Raw genomic sequence first — 12,508 nt, 5'->3', positions numbered from 1 at the left:
GTTTCCTGCTTATTATGGAATGATTTTGTGGGTGGAACTGGCATCTTGCCAGTTTCCTGCTTATTATGGAATGATTTTGTGGGTGGAACTGGCATCTTGCCAGTTTACTGCTTAATAATGGAATGATTTTGTGGGTGGAACTGGCATCTTGCCAGTTTACTGCTTATTGTAGAACTGGCATCTTGCCAGTTTCCTGCTTATTCTCAAGCGGGCAGGATGCCCACTCTACTAGTATCTATTCCAGGACTGACGCAACGCCATTAATACCTTCAGTATCTATAGCGAACAGACCAGGGCATGACACCACAAGAAGTGTCCTGTGAGTATCAGATATTGATCTTGAAAGCACATACAGTAGAAGTGAAGGTTAAGGATTTAGGAAAAACCCTTGATCATTCATAGTTTAGCTCTACTTACAGTAAGTACGATTGAGCAATGACAACAACGTTAAAACGCAGCTCTGATTATGCTAAGGATCATGGTAACGCCATGAAAGTTATGTCTGTAGATTCTGGTATTTGCCACTGGTTAACTAACATTATCTATCCCTTAGGAAGGCGTGTTGTTATTCCGTTTCATTTTGGTCAACTTACCGTAACAGGGCAAGAGAACGTTCCTAAGACTGGTCCTGTGATTTTAGCTCCCACCCATCGCTCTCGTTGGGATGCGTTAATAGTTCCTTTCGCCGTTGGTAAACCTGTAACCGGACGTGACTTGCGGTATATGGTCTCAGCCGATGAAATGAATGGCATACAGGGCTGGTTGATCCGTCGTGTAGGAGGGTTTCCCGTAAATACTGGACGTGGAGGAATTAGCAGTATCCGTCAAACTGTGGAACTCCTGAGCAATGGCGAAGCACTGGTAATGTTTCCTGAAGGCAATATCTTCCGTAATGGTGAAGTAAACCGCTTAAAACCTGGTATGGCTCGTATTGCCTTGCAGGTAGAATCATCTCACCCTGGTATTGATCTTAAGATTGTACCGATTAGTCTTAATTATAGTCAGCCTATCCCTAAATGGGGTTGTGATGTCACAGTGACTGTTGGATCTCCGATTAGTGTAGCAGATTATAGTACTCAGTCAGTTAAAAAAGAAGCTGCACAGCTTACCCATGACCTGCATACATCGATGAGCAACTTAGACAAGAGTTCCACACAAAACTGTTCCAAAAAAAAGCTCCTGTAGAGTACAGGAGCTGTAAAAATCACTTAGCGATTAGTTAGCGATTAGTTAGCCATTAATTAGCCTTTCTTAGTCTGATTTACCATTGAGTTATTCACTCAATAAAATCACCTAGTCAAGGTCAGGCATACTAAGTACTGCTTCAGTTTCACGCTCAATACCTTTCTCGAATCCAGCAGCGGCAGCCCGTGCACGACCAGCGTGCCAGAGGTGACCAACTAGGAAGAAGAAAGCCATTACAAAGTGGAAACTAGCCAACCAAGCACGAGGGTTGACATAGTTGAAGGAATTTGCCTCAGTAATAATGCCACCTACAGAGTTGATGGAACCGTTAGGAGCATGGGTCATGTACTCAGCAGCACGACGTAGCTGCCAAGGCTGAATGTCATTTCTGAGCTTGTTAACATCCAGACCATTGGGACCCCGTAGAGGCTCCAACCACGGACCTTGGAAGTCCCAGAAGCGCATGGTTTCACCACCGAAGATGATTTCACCAGTAGGAGAGCGCATCAGGTATTTACCCAGACCAGTAGGACCTTGGGAAGACGCAATGTTAGCACCTAGACGTTGGTCACGGGCTAAGAACACGAAAGACTGAGCTTGAGACGCTTCAGCATTGGTAGGGCCATAGAACTCGCTAGGATAAGCGGTGTTGTTGAACCACACGTAGCAAGAGCAAATGAAGCCCATCATGGACAAGGCACCTAAGCTGTAGGAGAGGTAAGCTTCTCCAGACCAGACAAAGGCACGACGAGCCCAGCCGAAGGGTTTAGTCAGAATGTGGAATACACCACCAAAGATGCAGATCAGACCAATCCAGATATGACCGCCAATGATGTCTTCCATGTTGTTGACACCAATAATCCAACCTTCTCCACCAAAGGGAGCATCGACTAAGTAGCCGAAGATCACTGCGGGGTTCAGGGTTGGGTTGGTAATCAAACGAACCGCACCACCACCAGGTGCCCAAGAGTCATAAACACCGCCGACGAACATGGCTTTGATCACCAGCAAGAAGGCACCCAATCCTAAAATGATCAGGTGGAACCCGATGATACTAGTCATCTTGTTCTTGTCCTTCCAGTCGTAACCAAAGAAGTTAGAATAACTTTCTAAGGCTTCAGGACCACGAACAGCGTGATAAATACCGCCGAAGCCCAATACGGCAGAAGAAATCAGGTGTAGGACACCAATAACAAAGTAGGGGAAAGTGTCAATAATTTCGCCACCAGGACCAACACCCCAACCCAAAGTAGCCATGTGAGGGATTAGAATCAATCCCTGCTCGAACACAGGCTTTTCGGGAATGTAGTGAGCAACCTCAAATAGGGTCATTGCGCCAGCCCAGAAAACGATCAGGCCAGCATGGGAAACATGAGCTCCCAGCAACTTACCAGAGAGGTTGATCAGACGGGCATTACCAGACCACCAGGCGAAACCGGAAGATTCTTGGTCGCGATTGCCCGCAACCATACCAATATTAGAGAGCGTTGCCACGCGGTAGTACCTCCTCAGGGAACTCAAAGTTTTGGTGAGGTTGGTCTGCTGGAGCCATCCAAGCTCGCAGACCCTCATTTAGCAAAATGTTCTTAGTATAGAACGTCTCAAATTCTGGGTCTTCTGCTGCCCGGATTTCCTGGGACACGAAGTCATAGGCTCGCAGGTTCAATGCTAAACCTACAATTCCTACTGCACTCATCCACAAGCCAGTTACTGGCACAAACAACATGAAGAAGTGTAACCAGCGCTTGTTAGAGAAAGCAATCCCGAAGATTTGAGACCAGAAGCGGTTGGCGGTGACCATTGAGTAGGTCTCTTCCGCTTGGGTCGGGTTGAACGCCCGGAAGGTGTTGGCTTTATCTCCATCCTGGAACAGGGTATTTTCCACCGTTGCCCCATGAATAGCACACAGCAGAGCACCACCGAGTACCCCGGCTACGCCCATCATGTGGAAGGGATTCAGTGTCCAGTTGTGGAAGCCTTGCAGGAACAGGATGAAACGGAAGATACCAGCTACTCCGAAGCTAGGAGCAAAGAACCAGCTGGACTGTCCCAATGGGTACATCAGGAACACGCTGACAAATACTGCTATCGGCGCACTGAATGCGATCGCATTGTAGGGTCTAATGCCTACTAGACGAGCAATTTCAAATTGCCGCAGCATGAACCCAATCAGACCAAATGCTCCGTGGAATGCCACGAAGCTCCACAACCCTCCTAGTTGGAACCAGCGGGTCAAGTCTCCTTGGGCTTCTGGTCCCCACAACAACAGCAGGGAATGTCCCAGGCTGTTGGGAGGAGAGGACACTGCTACGGTCAGGAAGTTACAGCCTTCTAGGTAAGAAGAGGCTAAGCCGTGGCTGTACCAAGAGGTAACAAAGGTGGTACCAGTTAGCCAGCCCCCTAACGCCATGTAGGCACAGGGGAACAACAGAATGCCGGACCAGCCGACGAATACAAAGCGATCGCGCTTGAGCCAGTCATCGAGGATGTCAAACCATCCTCTGGTGCTGGGGGCGCGTCCTACTGCTACTGTCATAGATTCAAATCCTCATACATATAACGATTTGCAAGGATTCAAAATTGGGACGTTTTTACGTCTTTTTTGCGACACTCCTACCCTTTTAGAGGTAGATTTCCCTTAGATTTCAGTGATTTTAAGTCACTTCCCTCTTACAGGATTGTCTTTTAACGGGATGCCACAGGCTATAAGGTTAGGCTGTGGTCACTTAATGTTTCTTAAACTATCACGCCGTTTAACCCTTAACTTTATTCTCCCATAAGGAGAGTTGGGTTACAAACGTTACATACAATAATAATAAATACCAAAAATTTTACAAAATTACACATACTCCTCAGATTTTTTTTAGATTTAGTGTCAAAAGTTACATAATTTCCCTGTGTTGGTCAAAAATGTGATACTAATTCTAGATGAGCTCGCTGGAGTATCCATAACTTGCGCTATGTACTCTCGCTCCTCAGCACTATTGTCAAGTCAGATTTCATAGAGGCAACCACATCTTCTCATGGCAGCATCGACCAACCAACTGGAAAACCTGGTACTTCGACAATCGGTTCTTGGCTCTCGCCGTTTGAGCAACTATTTAGTGGCAGGAGCTGTATCCATAGGAGGTATAGGCTTTTTCCTCGCAGGGCTTTCGAGTTATCTCAACATGGATCTACTCCCGATTGGAGATGCAACCAACCTAATTTTTATCCCTCAGGGAGTAGCAATGGGGTTCTATGGCGTTGCTGCGCTGTTGCTATCTCTCTACCTATGGCTAACCATTTATTGGGATATCGGTGGAGGGTACAATGAATTTAACCAAGAAACAGGTATGGTCAGAGTAGTGCGGTCTGGCTTTCCCGGTAAAAACCGTGAAGTCGAATTCAGTTGCCGTACAGAAGATGTGCAGTCGATTCGAGTAGACATCAAAGAGGGTCTAAATCCACGCCGAGTCCTCTACGTCCGCACTAAGGATCGCCGGGAAGTTCCTCTAACTCGTGTCGGTCAACCCATCTCCCTTTCGGAATTAGAAAATCAGGGAGCAGAGCTGGCTCGTTTCTTAGAAGTTCCCTTGGAAGGCTTATAAATTACCAGGTGGCCCACTCCCTTATCAAGTTTTCCTGCTTAAATAAAGCTTATTAAAAAAATAAGTAGTATAGGCTACAGAAACTTAAACGGTAAACAAGTATAAACTCTTATCTAGTTAAACTAAGCATGAGTATGAATATCCGGCGCTGGCTATCTGTGATGTTAGTAGTGTTAGCTCTGGTAATAGCAGGATGCAGTGGCTCAACGTCGAACTCAACGGAATCATCAACTCCCGAAAACAACCCTACTCCTGCTGAGACTACCAGCAATCCCCAATTCAGCAATTTACCCCGACTAGACAAAAAAGCTACTGTTGAGCTGAGGGTAAAAGGCTCACCGATTACTATTGAAGTGGATGGCACCAATGCCCCAATTACAGCTGGCAATTTTGTGGATCTCGTTCAAAAGGGTGTTTATGACGGACTAGTGTTTCACCGAGTGGTAAGGGAACCTCAACCATTTGTTGTCCAAGGTGGTGATCCCCAAGGAAAAAACCCAAAATTCCCAGTAGAGCGTCTGGGCACAGGGGGGTTCATAGATCCACAAACAAATGAAACTCGCTACATCCCATTAGAAATTAAGCCGAAGGGGGAAGATCAACCGATATACAGCAAAACCTTTAAAGCAGCTGGAATTAGTAGTCGTCCTCAGTTGAATCATACTCGTGGTGCTGTAGCCATGGCTCGTTCCCAAATGCCAAACTCAGCCTCTTCACAGTTTTACTTTGCCCTAGCAGACCTGCCTTTCTTGGATGGGGACTATGCTGTATTTGGCTATGTCACTGATGGTATGAGTGTGGTAGACAAAATTCAGCAAGGCGATCGCATTGAATCAGTCAAGGTCACTCAAGGCATCGAAAACCTCAAGAAACCTTAAGATAAAAATTAACGAGCTTTCAACGAATCCGTGCAGGTATGCGTTACTGGGATTGGATTAGTATCTGCTTTAGGTCGCCTCAAACCCAGTTGGCAGCATTTGCTAAACGGTGAGTCCGCTATTAGGTGGTATCGACCCTTTGCGAATTTATCACCTCTACCGTTGGCTATGATTGGTCAGACACCAGCTTCTATTGAACAGCTGACCTACCAGGTTGTAGCAGATGCTCTTGAAGATGCGAACTTAACCATCCCTCTCAAGGATTGTGGTGTGGTGATTGGTTCCAGTCGTAGCTGTCAGGCGGCTTGGGAGCAACTAGCCCAGGAACAGATAACTAGTCATAGGAAACTCGACACCGAACCAGAGTATCCCCGATTTGATATCTTAAATGAGGAGATCTTAACTCTAGAGCATTGGTTAGACACTCTACCCCATCAACCGGCTATTGCTGCTGCCCATTACATTGGTTCCTTTGGGCCAGCACTAGCACCAATGGCAGCTTGTGCAACAGGAATTTGGGCGATCGCTCAAGGATTTGAATTGATTCAAACCGGTCAATGCCAACGAGTCATTGCTGGTGCTGTAGAAGCACCAATTACTCCTCTAACCCTAGCCGGATTTACTAAAATGGGGGCTCTAGCAAAAACTGGTGCTTACCCCTTTGACAAGCAACGTCAAGGCTTGGTGTTGGCAGAGGGAGGTTCTGTCTTGGTATTGGAGTCAGAGGATTTGGCTCGTCGTCGAGCAGCCCCTATCTATGGAAAATTAATGGGGTTTGGCTTAACCTCGGACGCTTATCATGTCAGTACACCTAACCCAAATCTACAGAGTGCGATCGCAGCGGTAAAACAATGTCTAGACCGTAGTCACCTATTTCCTACAGATATTGATTATATCCATGCCCACGGTACCGGAACCACACTCAATGACCAGAATGAAGCGGAGCTGATTCAGCAGCTATTTCCCCAAGGGGTGGCCATCAGTTCTACCAAAGGAGCCACCGGTCACACTCTTGGTGCCTCTGGAGCCATTGGTACTGCTTTTAGTTTAATGGCTTTAAAACACCAAGTATTACCCCCTTGTATTGGGTTGAGGGAACCGGAATGGGATTTTGATTTCGTAACTATAGCGCGTCAGTGCCAAGTCAGGCAGGCACTATGTTTTAGCTTTGGTTTCGGGGGGCAAAATGCAGTAACCGCTTTAGGAATATCCAGCAATTGCCGACATTAACCCACAATAATATGGTAGAGGTGATATCGTTAAGGAAACATTAAGTTTAATTAAATATACAGAACCAATCCCCTTGGGATTTAGGTTCAACCGACTTCATGCCGCAATTAGGAGCAACCCATAATAGTTATGATGCCCAACCAATCCCTTTGCTCTGAGCAAGATTGTAATCAGTCCAAGGATGACTATCCCCAGCACTTGGACAAGCCAGAGGAAGCTTGCGGAGTCTTTGGTATCTATGCACCAGAGCAAGATGTCGCTAAGCTGACTTACTTTGGTCTATTTGCCCTACAGCACCGAGGTCAGGAATCATCAGGGATTGCTACCTTTGATGACAAGCAGCTGCATGTCTACAAAGATATGGGGCTAGTCTCCCAGGTCTTTAATGAAGACATTTTGGCTAAGCTACCTGGTCAGATTGCCGTTGGTCATAACCGTTATTCTACTACTGGCTCTAGCCACATCGCCAATGCTCAACCAGCCGTAGTGGAAACTACCTTAGGACCCTTGGCTTTGGCTCATAACGGTAACTTGGTCAACACTATTCAATTACGTGATGATTTACTCAAGCATAACTCTAACTTGATGACCACCACGGATTCAGAACTAATCGCCCTAGGGATCGCTGCAGAGGTTAACCATGGCAAAGGGTGGTTGGAGGCAGCAATGAGAGCCTTTCAATCTTGCCAAGGAGCCTTTAGTTTAGTGATTGGCACACCGGCTGGATTAATGGGTGTTCGTGACCCCAATGGCATTCGCCCTCTAGTGATTGGCACCTTAGGTGGCAATTCTGGGGGCTACGTCCTGGCATCAGAAACCTGTGGTTTAGACATTATCGGTGCTGACTATCTGCGGGATGTGGAACCGGGAGAATTAGTGTGGATTAATGACGAAGGCATTGCTTCCTTCGACTGGAGTCAAAAGCCAGAGCGCAAAGTTTGCATCTTTGAGATGATTTACTTTGCTCGCCCTGATAGCGTCATGGATGATGAAACCGTGTTTAGCTATCGGTTACGCCTAGGGCGTCAGCTGGCAAGAGAGTCAACACCAGATGCGGACATGGTGATTGCTGTACCCGATTCTGGTATCCCTGCAGCTATCGGCTTTTCCCGAGAGTCTGGTATTCCTTACGGAGAGGGACTGATTAAAAATCGCTATGTGGGTCGCACCTTTATCCAACCCACTCAGAGTATGCGAGAAAGCGGCATCCGCATGAAACTTAATCCCCTCAAAGATGTCTTAGTGGGTAAACGAGTGGTACTAGTAGATGACTCCATTGTTCGAGGAAACACCAGCAGCAAACTTATCAAAGCGTTGCGTGATGCAGGTGTGGCTGAGGTACATATGCGAGTCTCTTCGCCCCCAGTTACTCATCCTTGCTTCTTTGGAATAGACACCGATAACCAAGAGCAACTGATTGCCGCCACCAAGTCAGTGGCAGAAATAGCCAATTATATTGGTGTGGATTCCCTCAATTATCTGAGTTGGGAGGGAATGATGCTAGCCACAAGGAAAGACTCCAAAAGTTTCTGCTCTGCTTGTTTCACAGGTCATTACCCTGTTCCCCTTTCAGAAGAACTCAAGCGTTCTAAATTGATGCTGGAAGAGGTGCAGGTTTGAAAGTCAAAGGTCAAAGGTAGCACCACACCCATAACAGGGTGAAGAAATTATCCCAATCCCTTTGCCTTTTTCCTGACCCCCGATCGTCGGGGGGATAAGGGGAGCCTTGATTGGTACTGTTGGCGACTTAGGAAATTTATTGAGGTGGCCAAGGCTGATCATCTCCTAAAGTTAAGAAATTCTACACCAGCTCTGCTAATGCCCACCATTGTTCAATGCATAGGTTATTATTATCACTGAGTGATTAAGAACGATTATGGGTGAAGCAAAACGCCGTAAAGCAGCACTGGGAGAAGACTACGGGAAAGAAGCCAACATATTTCCATGGCTCCCGATAACTAAAAGTCAGGGTGAACAGTTTGTTAAATGGACGACTAGGGGAGCTTGGGCTGGTATTGTCTTTATGATTGTATTCTGGCTAACGGTTAGATTTATAGGACCTGGATTTGGTTGGTGGCAAGTAAATTAACATCTAAGGCTCGCTAATCACACGGAACTATCGGTTGTACTTCAACTCGTAGTTAGGTTAGTTAAAGAATTTCGATAAACATATAGAAACTACTAATGTATATCCCTTGACTCATGAAAATTGTGACAAGGGAGCCAATTTGCCTTGACCGATAGGTTGATTTTGGGATAGAACAAGGCAAGAGATTAAGGAAAAGATTGACAAGAGTCTATTTTTTAGAAAAATCCCCCAATTCTATCCTGATTTATCTTGAAACATGAAGATTAAATTTTTAAGAAAGAATAGAAGCTCTAAAATCTAGGAGTGGTGTTTGGAGAACAGACGTGTTTATACGACTTGCAGAGGAGCACCGTCAATTTGTCAGAGATTTAGTAATGAATCTCCAGGCATTGGCAATTGTACTAGAAAACCAAGGCTATTTAGCGTCCTGCTACACCTGTGGTGGTCAGATGAATAGCGCATCGTTTATGGTTAGCTTGGGGGACAATCACCTGATTCGATTTTTGGTTTCAGATTACGGGATCACTTGGACTGAAATGCGCGATGACCGAGAACTGATGAAGTTGGAAGGTGCTGAAGCAATTGGTCAACTACAAGATCTCGCCAATTTGGTTAAATACCGAATTCGTCCTTCAGAATCTCACCCTGCCCTTAAGTTACCACTGTCGTGACCTGAGAACTGAGTAAGGCAAAATAGGAATCCAACCAGGATTGCTAAACACAGATATATAGCACAGTTTTATCCATATAATTCTGTCTATCTGTGTTTTTATCAACATCAACAGGGAAAGGGAAAAATTGATGGCTGGCTTCATAGCTGGCTAATTGAGTGTTGAACGTTAACTGTTGACTGTCAACACTCAACTGGAAATACTTCATCAAAAAGAAAAGCCCATAGAATGCTGTACCAACCACTAAGACCGACGGCTAAGAGCAGCATTGTAGACCTTCTCATTTTTCTGGACTGACTTCCACAAATCCACTACAGGCTGAGGATAGTCTACACCTATTCTTAGCCCATAGCGCTTTTGCTCATCCGATGATAATGTCCAGGGTTCATGGACTTTCTTGGCAGGGATAGAAGTAAGTTCTGGTAGCCAATGTTTTACGTATTTTCCGTGGGGATCATAATCTTTGGATTGTTTCTGAATATTAAAATAGCGAAAACCACGAGCATCATTGCCTACCCCAGCTGTGTAGTTCCAGTTGCCCCAATTGCTACACACATCATAGTCAATCAAGAGCGACTCAAACCACTCCGCTCCCATCTGCCAGTTTATCCCCAGATTCTTGGTCAGGAAACTGGCAACATTTTGTCTACCCCGATTGGACATAAAGCCTGTGGCTGTTAATTCCCGCATATTAGCATCCACTAGGGGAAAACCAGTCATTCCCTCAGTCCACAGGTCAAATCTCTTCCAGTCCTCCTTCCATGGTATGGTTACCCCTTGTAATCCAGATTGGCGAAATATTCGATTACCATGCTTGGCACAGATAAATCGGAAATAGTCGCGCCACAGTAACTCAAAGACTAACCAATAGGTGGAGTCGTTTTTAACCCGTTGTGTTTCGTACTCCTGAACCTGTTGATAGATATAACGAGGTGATAGACAACCCAAGGCTAGCCAGGGGGAGAATTTGGAGGAGTAATCTGCTCCCAACATGCCATTTCGGGTTTGTTTGTAACCCTTAAGACAGTCTTTTTGCCAGAAGTAGTGATCTAGTCTGGCTAGTCCGGCTGCTTCCCCACCTTTGAACTTTAACACTGCCCGTTGATCAGGGACTGGTGGCTCAAGTCCCAAGTCAGCTAACTGAGGCAGTTCACCAACATCTACTTTAGGTAAGGGTGGTAGAGTTTTGGGAGTGGGGAAGGTGGAATAAACTGTAGAAGATTTCTCCAGCTGCTTGCGAAATTGGGTAAATACTTCGGGAATGTGGGGAATACCAAAAGGCAATTCATTGATATGGAATAGGGTAGAGCCCCAAAATGACTTGACTTTTACGCCAATTTGAGCAAGCGCTTTTTTGAGGGCGGATTCGACGGCTAACTCTTCTGAGGTGACTTCCCGGTGATAGTAAACTGCGGAGATTCGTAGTTCTTTTGCTAAAGATGGAATAATCTGTTCCGGTAAACCCCGGCGCACCACTAAATTACTACCAAGATTACTACCAAGATTACTACCAAGGGATTTCCCAAGATCCGCAGCGTTAAGCGATCGCAAAGAATTCCGCAAGTCCGCTACACTTTCGAGCAAAAACTGAGCGCGAAATGCACCGGTTTTTGGGAAACCAAAGGAGGTAGTACCAAATTGTCGGTCATCAAAGCAGTACAGGGGGATAATTTCAGCTTTTTCCTGGACAGCTTGATAGAGTGGCTCATGGTCATGGATCCGTAAATCGTTGCGATACCAGATCACGATAAGTTTTTGATTCACAGTGGCTGAGGTCGGTTCTGTTTGATTTTGCCAAGATCCACGAAAGCGAGAAAATGACATTAAGCCGTAGCCCTGATGTCATGTGGTTTGTGGTGCTTTTTGTAGTTGCAGATTTTTGTAGTCCGATTGGATGGCATCCCGCAACTGCTCTAGGTGTTCGCGCTTCAGTGCGCTTTTTCACTCTACCAGCGTAACCCTTGCTGAGCAATTTTTTTACTGTGTCTCGGCGTTCGCGTAGCGTGGCCTAAAGGCGATCGACAAACAGAACATAAGACCAGAACTAGATTTTGACAATCGATGATTCAGGAATGCTCCTAAGTCTGCTAATTTAGTGCTTAGTAATGGCAAAGGTCTTAGGCGCTTTGATGCGGCGAAATAAAGGCGAAATAAAACAGTGATTAGAGCCAAGAATTTGGTTTTATTAATGATTAGGTAGAGATGAGTGCTTTGTCATAGCGATAGCTGGGACAATGTCATCTAGTGTGATGTCGAACATGAGGGTGAAGCGAGCATCTGGTATTAAGCAGCGCAGTGCTTGCAGATGGGCTTCTGCTTGATTGCGGCGGCTAAAGCGAGCGACAACGATTCGCTGGCATTTAGGCAGATGGCGGATGATGCGCCAAGGAAATAGTTCGTCTTTATAGCTCATTGATGCACTCCTATTAATTGCTTGTTGTATTCTAGGAAAAGTTTTGTAGTCCCATCTTCATCGAATAGACTGATAGGCTACTTACAGACTTCATTCGACAGACTTAATTCCAATACATGGTGTAATTATGTTAATTAAGTTATCAAGTGTCTATGCTTAAAATAAGCTTCTGATATAACTTGGGTGTGTAGGCGATGAGCCCAAGGAATGAGAAACACACAGACAACACAAGGAGAATATAAAATCCTAGTCAACAAACATGCTAACGCCAAGCAGGATTAAGAAACTAGACAAATTGGCCAAGAGGTTAAAGAGCAGTCCCAGCGAGTTGGTAGAGCAGTTTGCTAGAAGTCAAGATGATCCTAGTCTGGTTGCCCAGACACAAATGCTGGAGGTGCGCGCCCGTTCGCGCCCCGCGTCGGCTTTGCCGAAAGACGCGAGCCTAGGGCGCG

At 45.8% G+C, this 12,508-nt stretch carries 12 protein-coding genes; 8 read left to right on the top strand and 4 right to left on the bottom strand.

Going from position 1 to position 12,508, the window contains the following annotated elements:
* The first annotated feature begins 435 nt into the window (after nt 1-435).
* Nucleotides 436-1,185 (top strand): lysophospholipid acyltransferase family protein, encoded by a 750-nt coding sequence (locus tag AC4II3_RS19965; RefSeq protein ID WP_488013366.1) that lies wholly within the window; start codon nt 436-438, stop codon nt 1,183-1,185.
* A 108-nt stretch (nt 1,186-1,293) separates the two neighbouring features.
* On the opposite strand, the gene psbC is transcribed toward AC4II3_RS19965, so the two are convergent.
* A complete protein-coding gene (psbC, locus tag AC4II3_RS19960) occupies nt 1,294-2,679 on the bottom strand; it encodes a photosystem II reaction center protein CP43 (protein ID WP_488013369.1) in 1,386 nt (461 codons plus the stop codon).
* Nucleotides 2,663-3,721 (bottom strand): photosystem II D2 protein (photosystem q(a) protein), encoded by a 1,059-nt coding sequence (gene psbD, locus AC4II3_RS19955; protein WP_488029193.1) that lies wholly within the window; start codon nt 3,719-3,721, stop codon nt 2,663-2,665. Before psbD ends, psbC begins: the two co-directional genes overlap by 17 nt.
* A 487-nt stretch (nt 3,722-4,208) precedes the next feature.
* On the opposite strand from psbD, the gene AC4II3_RS19950 reads away from it, so the two are divergent.
* The 6 genes from AC4II3_RS19950 to AC4II3_RS19925 all read left to right on the top strand — a co-directional run bounded on the left by AC4II3_RS19950 (nt 4,209) and on the right by AC4II3_RS19925 (nt 9,643).
* The gene (locus AC4II3_RS19950) at nt 4,209-4,775 is read left to right on the top strand and encodes a photosystem I assembly protein Ycf4 (protein WP_488014002.1); all 567 of its coding nucleotides are present in this window, start codon (nt 4,209-4,211) and stop codon (nt 4,773-4,775) included.
* Between the two features lie 128 nt (nt 4,776-4,903).
* A complete protein-coding gene (locus AC4II3_RS19945; protein WP_488014000.1) occupies nt 4,904-5,653 on the top strand; it encodes a peptidylprolyl isomerase in 750 nt (249 codons plus the stop codon).
* 30 nt (nt 5,654-5,683) lie between these two features.
* A complete protein-coding gene (locus AC4II3_RS19940; protein ID WP_488013998.1) occupies nt 5,684-6,883 on the top strand; it encodes a beta-ketoacyl-ACP synthase in 1,200 nt (399 codons plus the stop codon).
* 129 nt (nt 6,884-7,012) lie between these two features.
* Nucleotides 7,013-8,503, top strand: coding sequence for an amidophosphoribosyltransferase (purF, locus tag AC4II3_RS19935; protein ID WP_488013996.1), 1,491 nt, complete (start codon nt 7,013-7,015; stop codon nt 8,501-8,503).
* 256 nt (nt 8,504-8,759) lie between these two features.
* Nucleotides 8,760-8,972, top strand: a complete 213-nt coding sequence (locus AC4II3_RS19930; RefSeq protein WP_075897373.1) for a DUF2839 domain-containing protein — start codon at nt 8,760-8,762, stop codon at nt 8,970-8,972.
* 323 nt (nt 8,973-9,295) lie between these two features.
* A complete protein-coding gene (locus tag AC4II3_RS19925) occupies nt 9,296-9,643 on the top strand; it encodes a DUF1815 family protein (protein ID WP_070391648.1) in 348 nt (115 codons plus the stop codon).
* A gap of 243 nt (nt 9,644-9,886) precedes the next feature.
* On the opposite strand, the gene AC4II3_RS19920 is transcribed toward AC4II3_RS19925, so the two are convergent.
* Both AC4II3_RS19920 and AC4II3_RS19915 read right to left on the bottom strand, forming a co-directional pair.
* The gene (locus AC4II3_RS19920; protein ID WP_488014004.1) at nt 9,887-11,407 is read right to left on the bottom strand and encodes a DASH family cryptochrome; all 1,521 of its coding nucleotides are present in this window, start codon (nt 11,405-11,407) and stop codon (nt 9,887-9,889) included.
* 421 nt (nt 11,408-11,828) lie between these two features.
* Entirely contained in the window at nt 11,829-12,056 is a 228-nt protein-coding gene (locus AC4II3_RS19915; protein ID WP_488013994.1) for a hypothetical protein, read from the bottom strand.
* 259 nt (nt 12,057-12,315) lie between these two features.
* On the opposite strand from AC4II3_RS19915, the gene AC4II3_RS19910 reads away from it, so the two are divergent.
* Nucleotides 12,316-12,508: hypothetical protein (locus AC4II3_RS19910; protein ID WP_490722873.1), on the top strand; the 193-nt coding region annotated here is incomplete at its 3' end.

The sequence above is a fragment of the Moorena sp. genome (genome assembly GCF_982860115.1).
The sequence above is the reverse complement of the archived record's forward strand: the minus strand, read 5'-3'. Positions and strand labels throughout refer to the sequence as shown.

What these genes read in the sequence shown, in the direction of transcription:
- AC4II3_RS19965 (WP_488013366.1), top strand. Translation starts at nt 436, where the DNA reads ATGACAACAACGTTAAAACGCAGCTCTGATTATGCTAAGGATCATGGT.
- psbD (WP_488029193.1), bottom strand. Translation starts at nt 3,721, where the DNA reads ATGACAGTAGCAGTAGGACGCGCCCCCAGCACCAGAGGATGGTTTGAC.
- AC4II3_RS19950 (WP_488014002.1), top strand. Translation starts at nt 4,209, where the DNA reads ATGGCAGCATCGACCAACCAACTGGAAAACCTGGTACTTCGACAATCG.
- AC4II3_RS19945 (WP_488014000.1), top strand. Translation starts at nt 4,904, where the DNA reads ATGAGTATGAATATCCGGCGCTGGCTATCTGTGATGTTAGTAGTGTTA.
- purF (WP_488013996.1), top strand. Translation starts at nt 7,013, where the DNA reads ATGATGCCCAACCAATCCCTTTGCTCTGAGCAAGATTGTAATCAGTCC.
- AC4II3_RS19930 (WP_075897373.1), top strand. Translation starts at nt 8,760, where the DNA reads ATGGGTGAAGCAAAACGCCGTAAAGCAGCACTGGGAGAAGACTACGGG.
- AC4II3_RS19915 (WP_488013994.1), bottom strand. Translation starts at nt 12,056, where the DNA reads ATGAGCTATAAAGACGAACTATTTCCTTGGCGCATCATCCGCCATCTG.